25 protein-coding genes, 1 pseudogene and 1 riboswitch are annotated in these 21468 nt (G+C 35.9%); of the genes and pseudogenes, 11 read left to right on the top strand and 15 right to left on the bottom strand.

Going from position 1 to position 21468, the window contains the following annotated elements; all coding sequences use genetic code 11:
* Window positions 1–3: 3 nt before the first annotated feature.
* The gene (locus NYE61_RS02645; protein WP_339316778.1) at window positions 4–849 is read right to left on the bottom strand and encodes a hypothetical protein; all 846 of its coding nucleotides are present in this window, start codon (window positions 847–849) and stop codon (window positions 4–6) included.
* A 219-nt stretch (window positions 850–1068) separates the two neighbouring features.
* On the opposite strand from NYE61_RS02645, the gene NYE61_RS02640 reads away from it, so the two are divergent.
* The 3 genes from NYE61_RS02640 to NYE61_RS02630 all read left to right on the top strand — a co-directional run bounded on the left by NYE61_RS02640 (window position 1069) and on the right by NYE61_RS02630 (window position 4573).
* Window positions 1069–1275: a YqgQ family protein gene (locus NYE61_RS02640; protein WP_095307002.1), complete on the top strand. Its 207-nt coding sequence runs from the start codon at window positions 1069–1071 to the stop codon at window positions 1273–1275.
* 3 nt (window positions 1276–1278) lie between these two features.
* Window positions 1279–2250: an ROK family glucokinase gene (locus NYE61_RS02635; protein WP_251658914.1), complete on the top strand. Its 972-nt coding sequence runs from the start codon at window positions 1279–1281 to the stop codon at window positions 2248–2250.
* A gap of 385 nt (window positions 2251–2635) precedes the next feature.
* Complete coding sequence (locus tag NYE61_RS02630) at window positions 2636–4573, top strand: LTA synthase family protein (RefSeq protein WP_303447174.1); 1938 nt, start codon at window positions 2636–2638, stop codon at window positions 4571–4573.
* A 175-nt stretch (window positions 4574–4748) separates the two neighbouring features.
* Here the strand turns inward: NYE61_RS02630 and NYE61_RS02625 are convergent, their stop codons facing one another.
* A complete protein-coding gene (locus NYE61_RS02625; protein ID WP_095306999.1) occupies window positions 4749–4949 on the bottom strand; it encodes a DUF2759 family protein in 201 nt (66 codons plus the stop codon).
* Between the two features lie 319 nt (window positions 4950–5268).
* Here NYE61_RS02625 and NYE61_RS02620 point away from each other — a divergent pair, with 319 nt between their 5' ends.
* A complete protein-coding gene (locus tag NYE61_RS02620; RefSeq protein ID WP_303447173.1) occupies window positions 5269–5892 on the top strand; it encodes an MBL fold metallo-hydrolase in 624 nt (207 codons plus the stop codon).
* 78 nt (window positions 5893–5970) lie between these two features.
* Here the strand turns inward: NYE61_RS02620 and NYE61_RS02615 are convergent, their stop codons facing one another.
* From NYE61_RS02615 to comGA, 9 genes are all read right to left on the bottom strand, one after another.
* Window positions 5971–6213, bottom strand: a complete 243-nt coding sequence (locus tag NYE61_RS02615) for a DUF2626 domain-containing protein (RefSeq protein ID WP_095306996.1) — start codon at window positions 6211–6213, stop codon at window positions 5971–5973.
* A gap of 74 nt (window positions 6214–6287) precedes the next feature.
* The gene (locus NYE61_RS02610) at window positions 6288–6986 is read right to left on the bottom strand and encodes a helix-turn-helix domain-containing protein (protein WP_303447172.1); all 699 of its coding nucleotides are present in this window, start codon (window positions 6984–6986) and stop codon (window positions 6288–6290) included.
* Window positions 6987–7081: 95 nt separating this feature from the next.
* Complete coding sequence (locus tag NYE61_RS02605) at window positions 7082–7450, bottom strand: hypothetical protein (RefSeq protein ID WP_095306994.1); 369 nt, start codon at window positions 7448–7450, stop codon at window positions 7082–7084.
* Entirely contained in the window at window positions 7425–7841 is a 417-nt protein-coding gene (locus tag NYE61_RS02600; protein WP_158586266.1) for a ComGF family competence protein, read from the bottom strand. Before NYE61_RS02600 ends, NYE61_RS02605 begins: the two co-directional genes overlap by 26 nt.
* Window positions 7822–8166 carry a type II secretion system protein gene (locus tag NYE61_RS02595; RefSeq protein ID WP_158586265.1) on the bottom strand — a complete coding sequence of 115 codons (345 nt, stop codon included), beginning with the start codon at window positions 8164–8166 and terminating at the stop codon, window positions 7822–7824. The genes NYE61_RS02600 and NYE61_RS02595 overlap by 20 nt, the downstream gene beginning before the upstream one ends.
* Window positions 8153–8605, bottom strand: a complete 453-nt coding sequence (gene comGD / locus NYE61_RS02590) for a competence type IV pilus minor pilin ComGD (RefSeq protein ID WP_095306991.1) — start codon at window positions 8603–8605, stop codon at window positions 8153–8155. Before comGD ends, NYE61_RS02595 begins: the two co-directional genes overlap by 14 nt.
* A complete protein-coding gene (comGC, locus tag NYE61_RS02585) occupies window positions 8574–8885 on the bottom strand; it encodes a competence type IV pilus major pilin ComGC (RefSeq protein WP_118889652.1) in 312 nt (103 codons plus the stop codon). The genes comGD and comGC overlap by 32 nt, the downstream gene beginning before the upstream one ends.
* Before the next feature lie 15 nt (window positions 8886–8900).
* Window positions 8901–9950: a competence type IV pilus assembly protein ComGB gene (gene comGB / locus NYE61_RS02580; RefSeq protein ID WP_118889651.1), complete on the bottom strand. Its 1050-nt coding sequence runs from the start codon at window positions 9948–9950 to the stop codon at window positions 8901–8903.
* On the bottom strand, window positions 9916–10923 hold the full coding sequence (gene comGA / locus NYE61_RS02575; protein ID WP_303447168.1) for a competence type IV pilus ATPase ComGA: 1008 nt from the start codon (window positions 10921–10923) through the stop codon (window positions 9916–9918). The genes comGB and comGA overlap by 35 nt, the downstream gene beginning before the upstream one ends.
* Window positions 10924–11068: 145 nt before the next feature.
* Here comGA and NYE61_RS02570 point away from each other — a divergent pair, with 145 nt between their 5' ends.
* Window positions 11069–11254, top strand: coding sequence for a YqzE family protein (locus NYE61_RS02570; RefSeq protein WP_095306986.1), 186 nt, complete (start codon window positions 11069–11071; stop codon window positions 11252–11254).
* Between the two features lie 122 nt (window positions 11255–11376).
* Here the strand turns inward: NYE61_RS02570 and NYE61_RS02565 are convergent, their stop codons facing one another.
* Entirely contained in the window at window positions 11377–12156 is a 780-nt protein-coding gene (locus tag NYE61_RS02565) for a YqhG family protein (protein ID WP_095306985.1), read from the bottom strand.
* Window positions 12143–13810, bottom strand: a complete 1668-nt coding sequence (locus tag NYE61_RS02560; RefSeq protein WP_095306984.1) for an SNF2-related protein — start codon at window positions 13808–13810, stop codon at window positions 12143–12145. The genes NYE61_RS02565 and NYE61_RS02560 overlap by 14 nt, the downstream gene beginning before the upstream one ends.
* A gap of 137 nt (window positions 13811–13947) precedes the next feature.
* Window positions 13948–14035: riboswitch (glycine riboswitch) on the top strand.
* A gap of 178 nt (window positions 14036–14213) precedes the next feature.
* Here NYE61_RS02560 and gcvT point away from each other — a divergent pair.
* The 3 genes from gcvT to gcvPB are packed head-to-tail and all read left to right on the top strand — an operon-like array spanning window position 14214 to window position 18140.
* Window positions 14214–15329 carry a glycine cleavage system aminomethyltransferase GcvT gene (gcvT, locus tag NYE61_RS02555; RefSeq protein WP_303447167.1) on the top strand — a complete coding sequence of 372 codons (1116 nt, stop codon included), beginning with the start codon at window positions 14214–14216 and terminating at the stop codon, window positions 15327–15329.
* 11 nt (window positions 15330–15340) lie between these two features.
* Complete coding sequence (gcvPA, locus tag NYE61_RS02550) at window positions 15341–16690, top strand: aminomethyl-transferring glycine dehydrogenase subunit GcvPA (protein ID WP_303447166.1); 1350 nt, start codon at window positions 15341–15343, stop codon at window positions 16688–16690.
* Window positions 16683–18140, top strand: a complete 1458-nt coding sequence (gcvPB, locus tag NYE61_RS02545; protein ID WP_118889646.1) for an aminomethyl-transferring glycine dehydrogenase subunit GcvPB — start codon at window positions 16683–16685, stop codon at window positions 18138–18140. Before gcvPA ends, gcvPB begins: the two co-directional genes overlap by 8 nt.
* A 46-nt stretch (window positions 18141–18186) precedes the next feature.
* Here gcvPB and NYE61_RS02540 read toward each other — a convergent pair whose 3' ends face one another.
* A complete protein-coding gene (locus NYE61_RS02540; RefSeq protein ID WP_095306979.1) occupies window positions 18187–18561 on the bottom strand; it encodes a rhodanese-like domain-containing protein in 375 nt (124 codons plus the stop codon).
* A gap of 427 nt (window positions 18562–18988) precedes the next feature.
* Between NYE61_RS02540 and NYE61_RS02535 the strand changes: the two are divergent.
* From NYE61_RS02535 to NYE61_RS02525, 3 genes and pseudogenes are all read left to right on the top strand, one after another.
* A pseudogene (locus NYE61_RS02535) lies at window positions 18989–19213 on the top strand (hypothetical protein); the annotation flags it as partial.
* Between the two features lie 149 nt (window positions 19214–19362).
* Window positions 19363–19785, top strand: coding sequence for a transcriptional regulator MntR (mntR, locus tag NYE61_RS02530; protein WP_095306978.1), 423 nt, complete (start codon window positions 19363–19365; stop codon window positions 19783–19785).
* Window positions 19786–20033: 248 nt separating this feature from the next.
* Window positions 20034–20927 carry a patatin-like phospholipase family protein gene (locus NYE61_RS02525; RefSeq protein WP_095306977.1) on the top strand — a complete coding sequence of 298 codons (894 nt, stop codon included), beginning with the start codon at window positions 20034–20036 and terminating at the stop codon, window positions 20925–20927.
* Window positions 20928–21023: 96 nt separating this feature from the next.
* Here the strand turns inward: NYE61_RS02525 and NYE61_RS02520 are convergent, their stop codons facing one another.
* The gene (locus NYE61_RS02520; protein WP_118889644.1) at window positions 21024–21401 is read right to left on the bottom strand and encodes an SA1362 family protein; all 378 of its coding nucleotides are present in this window, start codon (window positions 21399–21401) and stop codon (window positions 21024–21026) included.
* Window positions 21402–21468 lie beyond the last annotated feature (67 nt).

Below are 21468 nucleotides of genomic sequence, written 5' to 3'. Positions count from 1 at the left end.
TTATTAATTCTTTATTTCAGGGATGCGTTGAATTAGTTGCTCACGTCCACCATTTAATTCGAAAAGAACGTATAAATGTGTATTTTGTTTATCGATTAAAATTAAAGGTATGTAGCTTTCAAGTTGATTTTCTGATGACTCAGAAGCCGGAATAACATAATTTTTATATATCCCCTCCCAAAGCCTTCCAATTAATACGTCTGTTTCTTGTTGTGACATATTTGTGAGTGGTTTATTGTTGTATTTATATAAATCCACCAACGGAATTGCTCGATAATTTTCTGGGTTGATTTGAAAATACTGGATCAATAAATGCCATTGAAAAAGTAATTGCTGCTTGGAAGAACGGTCAAGCAATTCTTTCCATTCGGATTCAAACGGTGTAACAGGTTGTTTAAAAGCTTTAATAGGTGTTGTGGGAGAGTCAATAACATATAATTCATCATATGTCATTGCTTGTACACTTTTAATGTCTTCTCCACCATAGTGATTTTCGCCATGGTGGAAGGAAATACTTTGAAAATGACTGGAGTCCTCACTCGCAACAGTTTCATCCATATGAATTTGGTCTGTGTTTTGAACCCACTTACTACGTACACCACGAAGAATACCATTATCAAATAGCAGTGAAACATCTTGTCTGAGATACATACTCTTATCGCTTGTTGAATTTATACTCCATCCAATGTTATATGAGTCTGATCCCGTTACAGACTCTAATGTTAACGAAGTATTTGCCTCATCTATAAAACTTTTCTCATCTAACGGAAAAAAACTTATTGTAGGAACTGTGTTTGCTCTCAGTATGAATAAACCTCCAATAGTTAGGATTGTAAAAAATATCAGCATTATTTTCCACTTTCTCATCATCTGTCATTCCTTTTATTCATGACTTGTCTATAAAAAATATGAGCAATGGAGAGGATTTATGTTTAAGTTTCCTGATTATCTTAGTTAGCACAGTCCGTTATTTAAATAATTGATTCGCAGGAAATCATAAATTACATTATATGGATTTATGATTCCTCAATTCTCAATTCTTTGGTATAATGAGAAATGGTGGTTCTAATGAAAAATGTTTATGATATACAACAATTATTGAAACGTTATGGTTCGTTCATCTATACGGGTGATCGTTTAGGCGATCTGGAATTAATGGAGATGGAATTGGATGAATTGTATCAGATGAAATTTGTGCAAATCTCGGAATATCAAAATGCAAAAATGGTATTAAAAAAAGAAAAACGGCTCATTATGGACAAAAGGGGCGAGTAAGTTATGGAAAAATTACTATTGGGGATAGATATTGGGGGAACATCTGTAAAAATTGGTATCATCAATCAACAGGGTGAAATTCTAGAAAAATGGGAGGTACCAACAAATAAATTAAATGCCGGTATTACAATAGTCGATGAGATTTGGGCTTCTATTGAGCGTAAATTGAGCATATTACATCTAAGTATAAGTTCTTTTTTAGGTGTAGGGGTTGGAGCTCCAGGATTTATTGATATGGATTCAGGGATAGTATCTGAAGCGGTGAATATCGGATGGAAGGATTTCCCTTTAGCAGATCAATTAAAAGAAAAATCAAGCTTACCTGTGTTTGTTGCCAATGATGCTAATATTGCTGTCCTAGGAGAGAACTGGACAGGTGCAGGTAATCAAGCAAAGAATTTGGTTGCTTTGACACTTGGAACCGGAGTAGGTGGAGGTATTATTGTTAATGGCTCCATACTTAATGGAATAAATGGAATGGCTGGTGAGCTTGGTCATTTAACCATTGAAAAAGATGGCTATCCATGCAATTGCGGAAATAATGGATGCCTTGAAACAATAGCATCAGCAACAGGCATTGTACGTCAAGCTATGGATAAAATAGCGAGTTATCCTGATAGTAAGCCTGCAGAAATTTATAAAAAATATCAAGCAATTACAGCAAAAGACATCTTTGATTTGGCCAAGGATGGAGACGCTATTGCAATTAGCATTGTAAAAAGGACTGCAGATGTACTAGGTCAAGTGATAGCTAACCTGGGCGTTATTATTAATCCTTCCAAAGTTCTAATTGGTGGCGGCGTTTCAAAAGCTGGCGACTTGCTTGTTAATGAGATTCGAATCGCTTTTAGAAAATATGCTTTACCAAGAGTATCCGATGCCTGCGAAATTAAAATCGCACAACTTGGAAATGATGCAGGAATTATCGGAGGGGCTTCTTTAGTATTGGAAAAGTTGAATAACGACAATAGTTAGACTTGATTTTTTTTCGATTTCTATTAGAATAATAAGCTACTAAATATAAATTAAATGTAAAATAGTTGAAACCTTTTATAAGTCCTAGACGTCTTATATAGTACTAACTTTGTAAACAAATGTTTACAGTTCCATCATAAAGGGAAATAGGGTGCAAGTGATGTTTCATCTATTAAGCTAGACGTGAAAAGATATTTTTTACTAAAAACCTCGGAATTGAACAAGTTCATATGCATTGCAAGTGTTAGATTAGAAAAATAAATGGAAAAAGTCTCTTCTGTAACGATGTTACACATCCTTAATGGAATAGTTACAGAACAGCAAAAACATTCCACGGTTAAAACATACAATAGGAATGAGTTTTACTATTTTAGGAGGAAGCAAGATGAAGTTTAAAAGACCTACCATCCCCTTATATATAATGGCAGCATTATTATTTGGGCTAAAAACTTACTTTGTTTATCGATTTATGTTTGATATTGAATTGGATAATTCAATGCAGGAGTTAATATTATTAATTAACCCGTTTGTATCGGCATTTCTTGTTTTTGCGATTAGCGTATGGTTTAACAAACGTTCTCGTCAAATGAAATTTCTAAGGTACACAGCCTTTATAGGTTCATTTGTCATTTTCGCAAATCTCGTATTCTATCGCCAATTTACCGATTTTATCACAATTCCGCAGCTGTTCATGGGAAGTAACATGGCAGATTTAGGTTCGAGTATTTTAACCTTGATTAAGCCTTATGATATTCTGTTTTTTGCTGATGCAGCTCTAATTTGGTATTTAAGTAAAAAACAAGAAACGAAGCTATCGGTAGCATATCCGAAAAGCGGGAAGGTATTTGCATTAGCAATGTCACTAGCACTTCTTGCGGGTAACTTCTTCTTGGCAGAAATGGAAAGACCGCAGCTATTTACTCGAGCTTTTGATCGTGAATATTTAGTGAAAAATATTGGTTTGTTAAACTATCATGTTTACGATTTAGTTGTTCATTCAAAAACGGAATCACAGCGTGTTTTTGCAGACGGAAACGAGATTCCGGAAATTCAAGAGTATATCGATGAAAATGTGAAGATCACTGGGAATTCAGATATGTTCGGGGCAGCCGAAGGTAAGAATGTAATCTTTATTAATGCTGAATCACTACAACAATTCGTAATTAATAATGAGGTAAATGGGGAAGAGGTAACACCGTTCTTAAATAGCTTGACCGAAGATGAAGATACGTATTATTTTGAGAATTTTTATGAACAGACAGGTCAGGGAAACACTTCTGACTCTGAGTTTTTAATAGAAAACTCGCTTTACCCACTATCTAGAGGGGCAGTATTCTTTACCCATGGCGGTAATGAGTATCATGCACTTCCAGAGATAATTAAAGAAGAAGGTTATACATCATCCGTTCTCCATGCAAACAACAAAAGTTTTTGGAACCGCGATGGCATGTATAAGAGCTTAGAAATCGACCATTTTTATGATGAAGCAGCTTATGAAATTACGAATGAGAACACAGTTGGCTGGGGTTTAAAGGATAAGCCATTCTTTGAACAATCTATTAAATATTTACAATCAATGGAACAACCTTTCTATACGAAATTTATTACCCTAACCAATCATTTTCCATTTGAGCTAGAAGAAGATGATACGTCAATTGAGCCATATGATTCAAATTCAAATACGCTGAATAACTATTTCCCAGCTGTAAGGTATATGGATGAAGCACTAGAAGACTTCTTTGATCAATTGAAAGAAGCTGGTATATATGAAGATTCCATCATTATAATCATGGGAGATCATATTGGAATTAGTGCGAATCACAATCGTGCAATGAGTATGTACCTGGATAAAGAAGAAATAACGCCTTATGATCAAGTGCAATTGCAGCGAGTGCCAATGTTTATTCATATTCCTGGTGATGGAAATGGTAAAGTAATGTCTGAAGTAACTGGTCAAATTGATATGAAACCAACAATTCTTAGTCTGTTAGGTATTGAGGCTGAAGATGATCTTTACTTTGGAAACGATGTGTTCGCTGATGAACGAAAAGGATATATTGCGTTAAGAAATGGCGATTTTATCAGTGATGATTATATTTCTACCTATGGTATGTGCTATGATCGTGAAACTGGTGAGCCGATAGAGGAAGACAGTGAAGAATTGGATGCAACTGGTGAAGAAAAGGCAAAGTCAAGTACTGAAAATGCATGTAGTCCAATTACTGAAAAAGTTGAAACAGAGTTGTCCTATTCTGATAACTTGATTTATGGTGACCTGTTCCGCTTTATTGATTTTGGTGATAAGGAAGCAGCAAGTAACTAAAAGTTAAAAAGTCTATAGCCGTCAACAGTATTAATTACTGTTGACGGCTATTTTAAATGTGTTTAGGTGCAAGCTCTAGTTATGTATTTCTAATTTAAAGGTATTTCTAGTTGTTCAAAATAAAAAAGTTAACTCCGAAAAGTTAACTTTTTGCTTCTATGGATGTTTGATTAAGTTATCCAGCGATTTCTGATATAATCGTTGCAATGGAGAAGAATCCAAATGCTAATGCTGTCAAAGCTGAAAATGCTAATGCAAATAGATTTTTATATTTCAGTTGACGAATAACTGAAACTACTGCAAGTAATGCGACGAATAATAATACGATTGCTAAAATAAGATGTCCCACAACTATTATCCTCCTTTGAAGCTTCATTGTTCCTAAAGTTACAATTTGAATTAGGAATTGGTTTTATATTATTATGTAACTAAGACATTATATTATTTATTCTAAAACATTAAATTGTTTTTGTCGAGTAATTGTAAAACGTTTTCTTACACAACAGGGTGTAATACACCCTCTTCTATGTGTGCGGGGACGAAAACATGTGTGGTGGGGAGGCAAAGCCCGTAAATTCCTGATTCTCTTAAGGTCCAGCAGGGCTCCTTATCAGTACTAACATTTAGTTGGGGGTGAAGCGAGCCCCACTAAATGAAAAAGTGATTTCATTCAGAATTGAATTGGAGGTTTTTTAATGAATGTAAAGGGGATGGCATTAGGTCCAATCGGAACAAATTGCTATATTGTTTATGATAAAGGAAAAGCGTTATTAATCGACCCAGGTGCAGAGCCTGATAAAATTGCCGAGTTTTTAGAAAGAGAGGGACTAAAAGTTCAAGCAATCTTATTGACACATGCTCACTTTGATCATATCGCTGCACTAGATGAAATACGAGAGACTGGAGATACAGATGTATATATACATGAAAATGAGCTTTCTTGGTTGTCAGATCCACAAATGAATGGTTCCAGTAAGCTAATAGGAAATGAAATCGTTATGAAGCCAGCTGAATTCACTTTTAAAATGGGTCCAATGGAAATAGGGGACTTTCTCTTTGAAGTTATTCACACGCCTGGTCATTCGCCTGGCAGTGTCAGTTTTCTATTTGATCAAAATGAATTCATTATTAGTGGTGATGTTTTGTTTTATCATGGTATTGGCAGAACTGACCTTCCAGGTGGAAATATGGCAGAGATTGAAGCTACAATCCAAAATAAACTATATCAATTGAAGGAATCCCTCACTGTTTATCCTGGGCATGGACCACATACAACAATTGGTGAAGAAAAGCAGAACAACCCTTTTGTTCGTGCATGAAAGTATTAGCTGGATTTAGTTAATTTGAAGATGGAAAAACCCCTGCAATATTTTAGGTTGCAGGGGTTTTCAGCTTTTTTAATGTCCGAAACCAGGTACAAGAATAAATTCGGAATACCATGTAAAACCAATCATGAAAACGGTACAATACGCTCCAAATAAATACATGTACATGCGTTCAGATAACTTTAAATAACTTACTGTAAGGAAAAATGCCGTTTGAGCCAGGAATAGTAGTGCTGTATTCGTCATATCACCGATATAAAACATTACTGTAAAAATACCTGTCCAAAAGGCAAGAACACGAAACATTCGATCCATGTCTTCCCCCTCCTTTTAGGTAGCCTTTTCATTGTTATTATATATGAGGAATTGCGTATTGTAAACGAATGTCATTAAACAATTGAGAGATTAGCTAGATAAGTGCAATTTCCGCAATTGTTTGTAAACATATTTTCTTCGAATGTTAAAGTCGACCCTTCAAATAATACATCGAATATACCTTTTAGGAATAAATAATGCATATGACAAACTACTGTTTGGTTTTTCATCACTAATTCCTTAAATGGGCAGTTATTCACATGAAAATGAATGTTATTATTTCCTTCATCATACGTAAAGGAAGGAAAGAGTCCTAATTCTTCTGTTGCCCTCTCAAGTATATCAAGTTTTTCCTTGATGGACAGCTTATTGAAATGATGTATTTTAAAATCGTCTATAAATTGGTGCCCATACTTTTTCCCTGTTGCATACAATGCTTGCTCACCAATTTCACCGAGTTCCAACAGCGCTTCTAATGCAATTGAAGAAAGGGTTTTATAATCCCTCGATGGGAAGCTTAATTCGATTACACTTTCCGATAGTCGGTACATTTTGCTTGGTCTTCCGCCTTTTCCGCTTCTCTTGAAATATGTTGTAATAAGCTTTATTTCTTCAAGCTTAGATAAATGCAGTCTAGCTACATTTGAATGGATGTCAAAATGGTTTGCAATCTCAATCACACTAACATCTTTATGTTTTTTTAGTATATATTGATAAATATGGTACCTTGTTGGATCACTTAATACATTTGTAACTTTTAACGTATTGTCCACATAAATCACCCCAGTAGCTTTAATACCTTTATTATAGTATTTAATTTGACTATTTAGTGAGAAAAACAAAGTTTGTTAAAAAATGTACAAACTTATTATTCTGCTATATGTGTTTTTGTGAACGTATAAATTGTATCATATTCGTTTGTTTTGATTGAAAAGGATAATTGATACATTGTATCTGCTGCAGGTGTTATAGAAATTTTAACGTCACCATCAGGAAAATGATAGCGTACAACAGGAGGAGGCTCTTGTTCTATTATTTCCGATTTTACTGTTTCATATCCCATTTGAAAAAGCGTCTCTATTTTTATTTGTTGAATGTGTCTATGGGTAAGCGCAGTATCATGTCGATAACTATGAATTGCAGTCATTATAAACATGCAAATGAATGCCGTTATAAAAAGTACATACGGTAGTATTACTCCATGTTCATTCTTAATAATAAGCGAACTTTTTTTCATATCTTTCCTCCGAAGTAGTAATAACGGTAACTTGAACCCCGTAGGGTAGGGGAGTGAAGGAAATACCTTCAACATCCCTCAGATAGATTTCATGTCCTTTTCCATTGACTTGTCTTCTAACAAGTGTGCCATACAATTCGAGTGTTGCTGTTTTATTTTCATGCGGCTTAACTAAATAAAGTTTTCTATTTGTTACGTAGATGTTCGTTGCATCAATGATGTCATCTCGCACAAATTGAAAAAATTGCTGTACTGAAATTTCACTGTACGTTGATTTCGAGTTCATGCTTTGCAGCAAATAGCCCAAAAGCGGTAAACTGACGGAAAGGATAACAATACTGCACAAAACAGTTATAAATGTAAATCCTTTCTCATGCTGCTTGTAATCCATAAAAACAGAGCTGTTCTTCTGTATTTTTCGCATTATTCCATTCAGCACATCCTTTAATGAACTCATTTTCAATCTGGAAATCAAATTGAACCTCCATATAAGAATCGACCGTTTTTGTGAAGGCCACAGGGAGTAAGGTATTTGAACTCCAAATAAATTGTTGTAACTCGTCGTGGAGCAAGTAAGCTAGTTTTCGACGATCGCTTAATACTTTTTGTTCTATATCAAGCGTTGAGATAATTGGCATAAATGTAGCAATTGCGGTGAATATGATACCGGAAGCAATTAATACTTCTATTAATGTAAAACCATTACGATTCTGCAATATAAAACCTTCCTTTCCCGAACTGGAAGACAATTCGATATTCGCTATATGTTGTTTTTATATGAATCGTTCGCGGGTATAAAAATGTACCTTTCCCATTAAATCGAATATCACTATTTTGTCTATAATCAACCGTCCATCCAGCAGGATAGACTTGCTCTGCAATTATTTCATTGTCCTGAAAGACTTTATAATTATCCTTGTAGAAACGAATAAATATCTCCTCACCTGTAGTCAAATAGGACATGTTTTGAACATATAAAACATCGATTTTCAATGTATCTAGAAATTGTTTGTCCTTTTGTTTTTCAATGCTTTCAAATTGAAAGGGAGGGAAAATTACCATAATAATTGAAAAGACAGCAAGAACAAAGAGGACTTCCAGCAATGTAAAACCATGATTATACTTAAGGTGCTGATACAATACCTTTATTTCCATCTACTGAATAGTTTAAAGCCTCTTCATTAGGACAGGTGAGTTGATCTTCGTTTAAGTAATCAGGAACTAATGCACTTAAAGTATTCGGATACGAATTATTTTCCATATAATAAACATCTACTTGTCCCTGAACGATGGATACTAGTGCTGTACATCCTTTGCTGTGGACCTCACTGCTCCGGTCACCGAGATTTGGAACGATAAGGATGATTAAGACGGATATGATTAATAGAACGATAAGCATTTCGATCAATGTGAAGCCGCGGTTATTGTTAAACATAGCAAAGCTCTCCTTTTAGATTGTTTTAATTAGCTGGAACATTGGCCACATCAACGTTATATAAATAAAAATGATGAAGCCAGCTAAAATTGTAAAAAATACCGGTTGAACGAATGTAATAATTTTCACGATTTTTCTTTGGATTTCTTCCATTAATAGCTCTGCATAGATACTTAAGTCTTTTTCAAGTGCTTGTGCGTCTGCATTTTTACTGAATATAGTTGTCAATTGTCCTTCTAGAAAAGTAAAAACAGTAAGTAAACTGGCGATGTGGACACCTCTTGATAATTCTGAAGTCATTTGCTGGGCGTAATAGGAGATAATAGGTAGTTTCTTCTGTCGGGTCATATGGTCAAGTATTTCTTTGAAAGACATTCCGGTTTTAAGCAGTGAACTGAAGTGTGTAGCGAAGTAAAAGGACGTCTGTAGCTTTAGGAAGCTTCGGTAAAGTGGAATTGTGCGATAGACGTTTAATTGCTTTTCAATTGGCAACTTACCCTTTGTTAGTAACCATACAAAAAGTAAAATTCCCAAAACAAAGATTAACACAAAAGTAATGGTGGTAAGCATTTCAATTAAAATAATGGAGACCTGGACGGTTGATGAAGCGGACATACTTGCTTGAAAAATATCTTGAAAAGACGGGAGGACACTTTGTTTTATAAAGTATAGCAGCAAGGAGAAGATAAACAATAGAATAAGTGGGTATCTGGCTGCTTGTTGAAATTTATTTGTATTTTTTATTCGATATTCATACATTGCAGCACATTTTTTGATGCTACCCTCAAGATCTCCATTTCCTTTTACAAAATAAAGATATGAAGTAATCAGCGGATGAAATTTCGCTTGATCAAATGCTTCATCAATAGACATACCGTCTTTAAGGCACGTTAAAATGCGGGTTGCAGGTTTTTCTAATTCTTTATTCCATTTTACTGTTTCAATTGCATCTAGCAATGGGTAGCCATTCGTTAATAAACGATGTAATAATTGTAGGAATCGAAGCTGCAGAGGGTTAGCCAGCATTTTTCTACGACTGATAAACCCTTTCAGATATGAAGCCATATGCATAAGCCTTCTTTCTTAAATACTCAAATGAATGAAATGTATCAAGTTCTGTTAATTCGTTCCCCTCAATGGTATTCTCTAATAATGTACCTTCGAGCAGTTCAAGAATCGCTGCTCTCCTTGCGAATTCGGTTTTCACCTGCAATGGAAGTAATTGAAGCGCAGCAACCGCGATAAGTGATTGTTTCATATCACTTCGTTTGATACCCATATCGATTAAACGATGAATTGTTCCTATAGCATTTTTTGCATGTAATGTGCTCAGAACCAGGTGACCTGTTAAGGATGCTTCAAATGCAAATTTGGCTGTGTGCTTATCGCGGATTTCACCAACCATAATAATATCTGGGTCATGTCGTAACGCTGCTTTTAAGCCTGTCTGATACGTAATTCCGGCTTTTTCATTGACTTGCACTTGTAGAATATTGTCCATGTTTTTCTCAATTGGGTCCTCTAAAGTAATGGTTTGATACGACTTTTCCTTTAAGATGGATTCCAGTAAAGCATATAATGCTGTGGTCTTGCCACTTCCGGTTGGCCCGGTCAGAAGGATGATGCCAGCACGATTGGACATCCATTCCTTCATTTTATTTAGTTGGCTTTTAAAAAGAAAAAGTTGTTCAAGAGTGAGTTTTGTTTCTTGTGGAAGGATCCGAATTGCTAAACTTTCTGTTTGATGGAGAGGAAGTGTCGATAATCGCAATGAGAATAAATTGGACGTGGTCTTATGTTGAATGGTGCCATTTTGCGGCTTTCTTGATTCACCAATATCCATTCCAGCTATAAATTTGTAGTAGGTGAGCAGTTGTTCATATTGTTTAAGTTTTATGTGGCAATGTTTTAGTCGTTTTCCATGGATTCGAAAAAAAATATCTGTATAGTCATGGAAAGGGTAGAAGTGAATGTCTGAAGCGTTCTCTTTAATCGAAGCGTTGAGCAGGTTATCTGATAAAGTTGCAGTGGGATTCAAGGTTGTTTTCACCTCCTTTTATTTTGCAACAGTATACTTTATTCGACGTTTTTTGATTAAACCCTTCTTTTTTATAAAAATTTTTGTATATATTTTTTTTGATTTGCAAAAGATAAGTGTGAGACATGGAATCGAGGTGGTAGTAATGTCAGGAAATGATTATTTGAAGTTTATGACCGAACAAGTTGTTTCATATATAGACTTACCATCTGAGGAAAGAAAGAAACGAAAAGAAGCGCAAAGGAAACAAAATTCCTTATACACCACCAGATGGTTTGGTATGCTTCCATTCACATTAAAAATAATGTTCCAGAAGGAGAATAGCAGATAAATTTACCTGCTATTCTTTATTTATGGAGGTTGTTCAAAAAGTATGAAACTGCTGGGACTAGCATAGTGCCGAACAAGGCTTTTTTTATCTCAGCCTCTAACCCTGCACAAGTGATTTTACTATTATAATGCATGTTGTTCGAGATACACGATACCTCCATTGATTACGTCCAATGTTACCTTTGGATGATAACGTTTTGTTAATTCGTCTTGTTCTTTTTTCATCTGTTCACTTTCTAAGTCGTCCTGATAAAAATGCTGTAACGTTTGAATTTCTTCCTGTAACAATTCTAAAGATTTCTTAGCCCACGTATGTTCTTGCTCTTCAATATAGTTTGACAGAACAGTTTCCATTCGTAAGTAACCACTTTTTATTTTAATCATTGGAGACAATGTAAAGCAATAATCAGAAATTGTTGTTTGTAATGAAAACTTCCTTAACAGATTCATCATATCTAACTTCATCATGCCGTTAACTAAATGTAAACCGATAGAAATGATTTCATCCTTTTTATGCTGCCCTTGATAACTAATTTTAAAGTTTACAACTAGCCATGGATGTAAGGGCGTCTTTTCGGTTGCATGAATTAATTGAAATAGCTTTGTAAATTTTTCCTTTTCTTTTAAATGATTCATAATTTGCTGGAGGCGAGGACTGCCAAAGTGAATCCAGTCTCCTTTTGCATCCCGTTGTTTTGGATTTGTAATTAGCGTAAGTTGCATTGGATCGCCGGTACGACCAATTTTTTTAATGTAGTGCCAGTAAAATGGTCGGTTCATCAATTCACGATCCATCTGTTCATTTAATTGTATTTGTATCACACCATCATGATTGGAAATAATTTCGCAATCCTTAGCAGTAAAGTAATCTTTCAAAAATTCATTTAAATTAGTAATTGCCATAAAGTCTCTCCTCCGTTTCCGCTGTAGAATCATTTTTTGCACCTTGAATAATGGAAGAAAGGTTATTTAGTTTAATTCGTACCTCCCCTGCGGAGGTGGATTCATTATAGATAGACTCCATCTCTGACTCGATACTTGAAATGTTCAGCTCAGCTAAAATATCATCTAGGTTGCCAATTACCTTTTCAAATAGGTTTATCTTTTCGTATAAAAGTGTCAGAATATGTTCTTCTATCGTGTTGCGAATAACAAGATTATAGATGTGTACATCCTTTTCCTGTCCGAAACGGTGGATACGTCCAATCCTCTGTTCAAGCCGCATTGGATTCCATGGTAGATCGTAATTAATTAGGTGGCTGCAAAATTGAAGGTTAATTCCTTCACCTCCAGCCTCAGTAGCAATCAAAACCTGCGCATGATCTTTAAACAGTTGTTTCATCCAGTCCTTTTTACCACGTTTAAATCCACCTCGGAAGGGGACCGATGAGATACCATGTTGCTGTAAATACCATTGTAAGAAATATTGTGTTGCTCGATACTCTGTAAAAATAATAACTTTTTCATCACCTATTGATTTAATTAGCTCTACTGCTTTTTCAGCTTTTATGTGGTGAGGCAGCTCCTCAATTTTGCTAAGTAACGGTTTTAATACAGCTGCATTATTTTCATGCTCACTAATTTTAGATAATGACATATAACAAGCTTCTCGTGATGAACATATCTCACGGAGGTACGTAATTTTCGAAAAAGTGGAGAACGCGATTGTAGTATTGACAAGATCGTCATATACTTCGCGTGCTTTATCAGGAAAATCAATCCATAAGGTCTCAATCTTCCGTTTAGATTCAGTGAGTTTTGTTGCTTTTCTCGTATTTCGAATCATTACTTTTTGAATCAATTGTTTTAAATAAGGATCTTGTTCCAGCTTACTTCGATCCTTACCATATTTTTCGATAAAGGAATCATAATTTCCTAGATGACCAGGTCGAAGTATTGTAATTAAATTAAATATCTCAATTAATCGGTTTTGTACAGGTGTAGCTGTTAAAAGCAAGCAGTACTTCTTTTTAATTGCACGTACAAATTGATAGTTTTTTGTTTTATGATTTTTAAGCTTATGCGCTTCATCAATCAGAATAAAATCATATTCCGTGTCAATTATTTCTTCCCGGTTAGGAGAACGTTTTGCTGTATCAAGGGAGGAAATAATAATCGGATTTTCTTTCCAACTATAATTCTTCCGATGTGCAACTGCTGGTATATAAAACTTTTCATTCAATTCCTTCACCCATTGGTTAACAAGCGATGCAGGAACGAGAATAAGTGCATTTTTTACTAATCCCCGAATCATGTATTCTTTTAAAATAAGACCTGCTTCAATTGTTTTTCCTAATCCGACCTCATCAGCTAATATTGCACGACCATTCATCTTTTCAATTGCTTGTTCAGCAACATCGGTTTGGTGATCTAAAAAGTTAACATGTGGAAGATATTCTAATGCACGTAACCCATTAAAAGAAGGTGAACTTGTTGTTAACTCAGCTTGAAATGCCATCGAAAAGAGTTCCCAATTGGAGAAAGGACCCTCTTTGCTAATGGCTGTTTCTAAAGCATTGATAAAGGCTGAATCTTTTTGTAGTTCAATAGAATCCATATGTTGAACACACATCCCATTATTAAAATTTGGATTTCACTATAATTTTGCTTTTTGATATGTTATAATTCAAAGTGAAATAGAGTTCCTTACATTCTGATACATAGTATAACCAAATATAAATTTTTCATTAGCGGATGATTACAAGGGGAGAGCTTACATTATGTAACGCCGAAGGAGCAAGTTAAGAGCGAATCTCTCAGGCAAAAAGACTCTTGTAGGACGCAACTCTGGAGAGTGTTTACTTAGAATTAGTAAACCACCCACGAAGCAAATACTTATACAGTGATCCAACGTTCATATAAGTATGCAACTTTCTGGTTTAAGGACAGAGATTTCTTCGGTAAGGAAGGAATCTCTATTTTTATGCACTTTTTCAACAAAATTAGGAGGAGTGGATGGTATGAGCGAGTTGAAACGAACACCTATTTTTTCGGAATATGGAAAATACGGGGCGAAAACAATTGATTTTGGGGGCTGGGATTTACCAGTACAATTTACTGGGATCAAACAGGAACACGAAGCAACCAGAACAAAAGCAGGGCTATTTGATGTGTCACATATGGGGGAAATTGCTGTAAAGGGCCCTAAAAGCTTAGAATTTCTGCAATACGTTATGACAAATGATGTGACCAAGCTCGTGCCAAACCGAGCACAATACACGATTATGTGCTATGAAAACGGGGGAACAGTCGATGATCTAATTATTTATATGCTTGCAGAAAATGATTATTTGTTAGTGGTGAATGCAGCGAATACAGAAAAAGATTATGAGTGGCTGCTCCAGCATAACACATACAGCGAAAAGGAAGTAACGATTACCAATACCTCAGCTGATTATGTTCAATTTGCATTACAGGGACCGAATTCAGAGGAGATATTGCAGCAGCTTGCAAAAACCAATCTATCCGAGATCAAGTTTTTCCGCTTCGATGCAAATGTTCCGCTGGAAAATTCAGAACATACTGCAATTGTTTCGCGTACTGGCTATACTGGTGAAGATGGATTTGAAATCTATATTGACAAATCAGAAGGTCCTGCTTTGTGGAATCGGCTGCTTGAGGCAGGAAAAGACAAAGGGCTCGAGCCAATTGGACTTGGCGCGCGTGATACACTTCGTTTCGAAGCAGGTCTTGCATTGTATGGTCAGGAATTATCAAAGGATATCAGCCCAATTGAAGCGGGGCTTTCGTTTGCTGTAAAAGTGAACAAAGAAGCAGATTTTATAGGGAAATCTGTACTAAAAGATCAAGTGGAAAATGGAACGACAAGAAAATTAGTTGGAATTGAAATGATCGATAAAGGCATTCCACGGCATGGATATACGGTATTGAAGGATGATCAAGTGATTGGGTTTGTAACATCTGGTACACAATCCCCAACTTTTAACAAAAATATTGGATTAGCACTTATTGATTCCGAGTTTGCAAATGAAGGTACAGAATTAGAAGTCCAAGTTCGAAAACGCAAATTAAAAGCAATTATTGTAAAGACACCATTTTATAAACGAGATAAATAGGGGGCATCGTAATGGAATTTCGTTATTTACCTATGACTGAAACCGATAAAGAAGAAATGCTGCAAACAATCGGAGTTTCAACCACAGATGAGCTTTTTTCAGACATTCCAAGTAGTGTACGCTTTCAAGGAGAATTGAACTTAAAAAAGCCAGCAAATGAATACGAATTAAAAAAAGAACTAACTGAAATGGCAAATAAAAATGCTAGTTTAAAACAATATACTTCGTTCCTTGGAGCTGGTGTGTACGATCATTTTATTCCATCTGTTGTTGACCATGTTATTTCCAGATCGGAATTTTATACAGCATATACACCATATCAACCGGAAATCTCCCAAGGTGAGCTGCAAGCAATTTTTGAGTTTCAAACGATGATTTCTGAATTAACTGGAATGCCTGTTGCCAACTCTTCGATGTATGATGGCGGAACCTCTTTAGCAGAAGCGGTTAATTTAAGTGCAGCACAAACGAAACGGAGAAAAGTGCTTGTTTCTCAAGCTGTGCACCCGGAGTCACGTGCTGTTATTGAGACATACGCAAGAGGACAGAATGTTGAAATCGTGGAAATCGGATTAAAGAATGGTTTAACGGACCTTGATCATTTAGAACAAGAGTTGGATGATACGATTGCTGGTGTTGTGATACAATACCCGAACTTCTTCGGTCAAATTGAACCGTTACAAAAGGTGGAGGAATTAATTAAGCAACAAAAGAAAACCATGTTTATCGTTTCCAGTAATCCATTGGCTCTTGGATACTTAACACCGCCCGGAGAATTCGGTGCAGATATCGTTGTTGGTGATACGCAAGTATTCGGGATTGCTGGACAATTCGGTGGACCTCACTGTGGTTATTTTGCAACGACTGAAAAACTAATGCGTAAAGTTCCAGGGCGTTTAGTGGGACAAACAAAGGATGAAGATGGTGTACGAGGCTTTGTATTAACATTACAGGCAAGGGAACAGCATATCCGTCGTGATAAGGCTACTTCTAATATTTGTTCAAATCAGGCATTAAATGCACTTGCAAGTTCAGTTGCAATGAGCTCAATAGGTAAACATGGATTGCGGAAAATGGCAGCTTTGAACATGCAAAAAACACGATATGCAATTGAACAATGTAAAGCAGCTGGTTTAGAAATCGTATATGAACATCCAAGCTTTAATGAATTTGTTGTAAAGCTTTCTAATTCCGTACCAGCTATAAATGATAAGCTGTTTGAAAAAGGAATTATTGGCGGATACGATTTGGAACGCAATTATCCTGAATTAACAGGGCATATGTTAATTGCTGTAACAGAAATTCGTACAAAAGAAGATATTGATACGTTTGTAAAAGAATTGGGGGATATCAATGGCTAATCAAGAGTTTCCATTAATATTTGAACGTAGCAAGGAAGGAAGAACAAGCTATAGCCTGCCGAATTTAGATGTTCCAGAAATTGATCTTAATGCTGAATTGGATGACGTATACGTAAGAAAGACTCCACCAGAGTTACCAGAGGTAAGTGAGCTGGAAATCATGCGCCATTACACTGGGCTTTCTAATCGAAATTATGGAGTGGACTCTGGATTCTATCCACTAGGATCCTGTACGATGAAATATAATCCGAAAATCAACGAAGATGTTGCACGCTTGGAAGGATTTAGCCATATCCATCCATACCAAGATCCCAAAACGGTTCAAGGTGCAATGGAAATGCTTTATGATTTGCAAACGGCTTTAAAAGAAATTACAGGGATGCATGAAGTTTCTTTACAATCCGCTGCAGGTGCTCATGGTGAATGGACTGCATTAATGATGATTCGCGCGTTTCATGAAGCAAATGGCGATTTTGGGAGAACAAAAGTGATTGTGCCGGATTCTGCACATGGCACAAATCCGGCATCAGCAGCAGTTGCTGGTTTTGAAGCAGTAACCGTAAAAACAAATGAAAAAGGACTTGTAGATTTAGAAGACTTAAAACGTGTTGTTGGTAATGATACCGCTGCACTCATGCTGACAAATCCAAATACACTAGGATTATTTGAAACAGAAATTATGGAAATGGCAGAAATTGTTCATGCTGCAGGCGGGAAATTATATTATGATGGCGCAAATTTAAACGCAATTATGGGTTATACACGTCCAGGAGATATGGGCTTTGATGCAGTGCATTTAAATCTTCATAAAACCTTTACAGGTCCCCATGGCGGCGGCGGACCAGGTTCTGGACCTGTTGGTGTATCGAAAGAGCTCGAACCTTTTCTTCCTAAACCGATTATTACGAAAAAAGAGAATGAATATGTGTTCGAATATGATAGACCTCAATCAATCGGTCGTGTTAAGCCATACTACGGAAACTTTGGAATTAATCTCAGAGCTTATACGTATATCCGAACAATGGGAGCAGAAGGTTTGAAAAAAGTAAGTGAATATGCGGTATTAAATGCGAATTATATGATGCGGAAATTGGAGAAGGCATATGAATTACCATATAACCAGCATTGTAAGCACGAATTTGTATTGTCAGGAAGCAGACAAAAGAAGCTTGGGGTACGTACTCTTGATATTGCAAAGCGACTATTAGACTTTAATTACCATCCACCAACCATTTACTTCCCATTGAATGTAGAGGAGGGCTTGATGATTGAGCCTACAGAGACTGAATCGAAGGAAACTTTAGATGGTTTTATCGATGCAATGCTTCGAATTGCTGAGGAAGTAGAGAATAATCCTGAAGTCGTACAGGAAGCACCACATAATACAATTGTGAAACGAATGGATGAAACTACCGCAGCAAGAAAGCCTATTTTACGATATTATAAATAAAAAATAAGCCTTGAGGTAACTTTTGAACCTCAAGGCTAAATTTTTATTAATTTTTCGTTTTAATTTTACCGGTCCATTTCTTGAAACCGCCTTTTAAATGATAAATATCCTGATAGCCTTTTTTGTGTAGTAGCTGTGCCGCACGAGCAGAACGTGTACCGCTTTGACAATAAAGGTACACAGGCTTATCTTTTCGCATTTCTACTAAACGTTGACGCATTTGACTTACAGGAATATTTCTTGCTCCAAGAATATGACCTCTCTCAAATTCCTGAGGCTCTCGCACATCTATTAATTGAGCTTTCCGATATCCTTCCCGGAATTGATCTTCCGTTAATACCTTCAAGTAATTACGTTGTCTATAATAGCGGAATAAACCAACAGCAAGCAAGACAACTACGGCAATAATTAAAAACTCCATTTTACTTCCCCCGTCTGTCCAAAAAATGTTCATTATCTATTTTATTATATGGGTAGACGCGGTATATTTCAAAGTTTTTCTCTTTCCTATAAGAAAAGTTCACGATTTGCAGTTTCCATGATTACATAATTCGTAAAATGTTACAAATTGCATATTGTGGATTATTGCTTTATAGCTGATTTTTTATTTCGTGCTTGACAAAGAATACAACTATCAATAAAGCAGCTTATGGGGAACCCAGCGGGCATTAGAACCTAAAGCATAGTGATAGTGCCTAGAAGATAATAGGTGAACATATGAAAGAATTATGGGCTTCCGATAATCCATCTAGACAACGAATGATTGAGGGTCTAAAAAGGAGTGAAATAAAAAAGGGATAAATCAAAACTCCAAGAGAAAAAAGTACGTGCGAAGAATGCATGGAAGAGAAGCAGAAGAAAACACCGTTGGTGAACAAACAGAGTTGTTCACAGATACCGAAAAACCTAAAGTTGTGTTAATGGATACAATCCAAGAGCTAGAATGAATCATTGTTACGATTGGTTCCGAAATTGGTGACACCTGTCCAGTTTGTCGAACGGATAGTGTAGAGGAGATTGGTGGTTGTAATACTTGTACAAGCTGTGGAGCACAGCTGAAATGTGGTCTTTAACTATAAGAAGAAGAGTCCCCGTAGCACTTCTATTGTTTTTTACCGTCTAAAATAATATAACTTGTGTTAATTTGTCTTTTCCTGTATCCTCAAAGTAGAGAAACAGTTTTGCCCTAAACAAAAAATATTCTTGAAACGAGGAGATCTACATGCCTACTCCAAGTATGGAAGATTATATCGAACAAATATATAACTTAATTGAAACAAAAGGATATGCCCGTGTATCCGATATTGCAGAAGCATTAGAAGTGCACCCATCTTCCGTGACAAAAATGGTACAAAAATTAGATAAAGACGAATACTTAAACTATGAAAAATATAGAGGATTTGTACTGACTGCAAAAGGAAAAAAAATTGGAAAGCGTTTAGTGTTTAGACACGAGCTTCTGGAAGAGTTTTTAGAAATCATCGGGGTAGAGAAAGATAATATTTACAATGATGTAGAAGGTATTGAGCATCATTTAAGCTGGAATTCAATCGATCGAATTGGCGATCTTGTCAACTATTTTAAAACAGATTCTGCAAGACAGGAAGAATTAAAAAAAGTCCAAGCGGAGAGTGTAAAAGAATAAGCATAAAAACCATACAGCTCACGTGGATCTGTATGGTTTTTTCATGAATTAAAAGATTGGCCGAGTTTATTCTTCGGTGATTATGATTCGCTCTAACATGTTCACAGTTCTCACGCTCCACGACAATTTTATCGACATTGTTCTATTCTTAGCGCTTTGCTTATATATATAAAGAGATTACCCTTTCATTTCGCTTACGAAGGTAGTTAAGCACACATCATGAAAAATGAGCGCGGGGGAGAGAGTGGATGAAGATTGATGCAGTTTTTTCTGGTGGCGGAGTTAAAGCATTTGCTTATATTGGTGTACTAGAGAGTCTGAAAGAACATCAACTTCAAGTAGTACGAGTGGCCGGAACTTCTGCGGGGGCTATTGTTGGGGCATTGGTAGCTGCAGGTTATGAAATAAACGAAATTGAAGAGCTTATACATGAACTTGATCTAACTGAATTTATCGACCCACCACTTTTAACAAGGCTGCTGCCATTTACGAAGTGGTTTTTCTTGTATAGTCAGCTGGGGATTAATAAAGGTAACAAACTGGAAAGTTGGCTAGAAGAACTTTTAGCAAGAAAGAATATTCGCACCTTTCACGATATAAAAGAAGGTTACTTTAAAGTTGTTGTCAGTGATCTTTCTTTAGGAAAGCTTATTGTCATACCCGACGATTTGGAACGCGTGTACGGAATTGAAGCAAATTATTTCCCAGTAGCAAAAGCTGTTCGAATGAGTGCAGGATTTCCCTTTTTCTTTATGCCAAAAAAGATGCCTGGATTGTACAAAAAGAAAAGCATAATGGTGGACGGTGGACTTTTAAGCAACTTTCCATTATGGATCTTTGATAATGGAGACAATACAAAGAAGAGGCCAATATTAGGAATTAAATTGACAGATGCAACTGAAAAGGGGATTGGACCAAGAGATATTAAAAATGCCCTGGATATGTATCAAGCATTATTCTCTACAATGAAGCAAGCACATGATGCCAGGTATATATCAAAAAATGATCAAAAGAACATTCTATTTGTTCCTGTTGCACATACAGGAGCAGTTAACTTTCATATTTCACAGGAAGTGAAGCAAGAATTAATCCAAAGCGGGAAAGAGAATGCTGATCAATTTTTAAAACGATGGTCAACTTAAACATCGCTCATTGTCAAGCAGTCCTTTTGTCAGCTTCAATCTAAAGTGGAGAAATCCCTTTCAATATTAAAGAACGTCTAAAATAAAGAAGACCGGCTATAAAGAAGCTCGGTCTTTTCGTTTTGTTTTATTACCTTCAATTACTTTTAAATGTGTAGCACGTTTTGTTCGTTTTTTCTTTTGTGCTACAACGGGCTTCGTCTGTTTAGGAGCGGCATTGTATGAAGTTTGCTTGTATTTGGATTTAGATTGCTTTACTGCCTTCTTATACTTTTTCATATCATCGGAATTAGAAGGGGTTCTCTTTTTCAGCACAAAGTAATATAGCAGAGCGAAAACAGCCACCCCAATACCAAACATAATTAAAATGTTTGTTAGAAAGTTAATTGTATTTCCGAAAAGCTGTGAAATTAAACCGATAACTGCTAAGCCAATAATAATGTAAACAACAATAGAAAATTTACTACGGCCCATAAAAACTCCTCCTTCCACAGTCTTGTAATATAATAATAGTCTTTTACTATGTTATATACCACTAAAG

Source organism: Oceanobacillus sp. FSL W7-1304 (genome assembly GCF_037969805.1).
GTDB lineage: Bacteria > Bacillota > Bacilli > Bacillales > Amphibacillaceae > Oceanobacillus > Oceanobacillus profundus.
The sequence above is the reverse complement of the archived record's forward strand: the minus strand, read 5'-3'. Positions and strand labels throughout refer to the sequence as shown.

Bases quoted from the DNA above. Each gene is read 5' to 3' on its own strand.
- comGB (WP_118889651.1), bottom strand. From the start codon at position 9,950: ATGGCTTCATATCTGAAAGGGTTTATCAGTCGTAGAAAAATGCTGGCT.
- NYE61_RS02635 (WP_251658914.1), top strand. From the start codon at position 1,279: ATGGAAAAATTACTATTGGGGATAGATATTGGGGGAACATCTGTAAAA.
- NYE61_RS02560 (WP_095306984.1), bottom strand. From the start codon at position 13,810: ATGGATTCTATTGAACTACAAAAAGATTCAGCCTTTATCAATGCTTTA.
- gcvT (WP_303447167.1), top strand. From the start codon at position 14,214: ATGAGCGAGTTGAAACGAACACCTATTTTTTCGGAATATGGAAAATAC.
- NYE61_RS02645 (WP_339316778.1), bottom strand. From the start codon at position 849: ATGCTGATATTTTTTACAATCCTAACTATTGGAGGTTTATTCATACTG.
- NYE61_RS02540 (WP_095306979.1), bottom strand. From the start codon at position 18,561: ATGGAGTTTTTAATTATTGCCGTAGTTGTCTTGCTTGCTGTTGGTTTA.
- comGC (WP_118889652.1), bottom strand. From the start codon at position 8,885: ATGTTTAACAATAACCGCGGCTTCACATTGATCGAAATGCTTATCGTT.
- NYE61_RS02620 (WP_303447173.1), top strand. From the start codon at position 5,269: ATGAATGTAAAGGGGATGGCATTAGGTCCAATCGGAACAAATTGCTAT.
- NYE61_RS02630 (WP_303447174.1), top strand. From the start codon at position 2,636: ATGAAGTTTAAAAGACCTACCATCCCCTTATATATAATGGCAGCATTA.
- NYE61_RS02605 (WP_095306994.1), bottom strand. From the start codon at position 7,450: ATGAAAAAAAGTTCGCTTATTATTAAGAATGAACATGGAGTAATACTA.
- comGD (WP_095306991.1), bottom strand. From the start codon at position 8,605: ATGGAAATAAAGGTATTGTATCAGCACCTTAAGTATAATCATGGTTTT.
- NYE61_RS02625 (WP_095306999.1), bottom strand. From the start codon at position 4,949: ATGAAGCTTCAAAGGAGGATAATAGTTGTGGGACATCTTATTTTAGCA.
- NYE61_RS02640 (WP_095307002.1), top strand. From the start codon at position 1,069: ATGAAAAATGTTTATGATATACAACAATTATTGAAACGTTATGGTTCG.
- NYE61_RS02520 (WP_118889644.1), bottom strand. From the start codon at position 21,401: ATGGGCCGTAGTAAATTTTCTATTGTTGTTTACATTATTATTGGCTTA.
- mntR (WP_095306978.1), top strand. From the start codon at position 19,363: ATGCCTACTCCAAGTATGGAAGATTATATCGAACAAATATATAACTTA.
- NYE61_RS02615 (WP_095306996.1), bottom strand. From the start codon at position 6,213: ATGGATCGAATGTTTCGTGTTCTTGCCTTTTGGACAGGTATTTTTACA.
- NYE61_RS02570 (WP_095306986.1), top strand. From the start codon at position 11,069: ATGTCAGGAAATGATTATTTGAAGTTTATGACCGAACAAGTTGTTTCA.
- gcvPB (WP_118889646.1), top strand. From the start codon at position 16,683: ATGGCTAATCAAGAGTTTCCATTAATATTTGAACGTAGCAAGGAAGGA.
- NYE61_RS02565 (WP_095306985.1), bottom strand. From the start codon at position 12,156: ATGGCAATTACTAATTTAAATGAATTTTTGAAAGATTACTTTACTGCT.
- NYE61_RS02600 (WP_158586266.1), bottom strand. From the start codon at position 7,841: ATGGATTACAAGCAGCATGAGAAAGGATTTACATTTATAACTGTTTTG.
- gcvPA (WP_303447166.1), top strand. From the start codon at position 15,341: ATGGAATTTCGTTATTTACCTATGACTGAAACCGATAAAGAAGAAATG.
- NYE61_RS02525 (WP_095306977.1), top strand. From the start codon at position 20,034: ATGAAGATTGATGCAGTTTTTTCTGGTGGCGGAGTTAAAGCATTTGCT.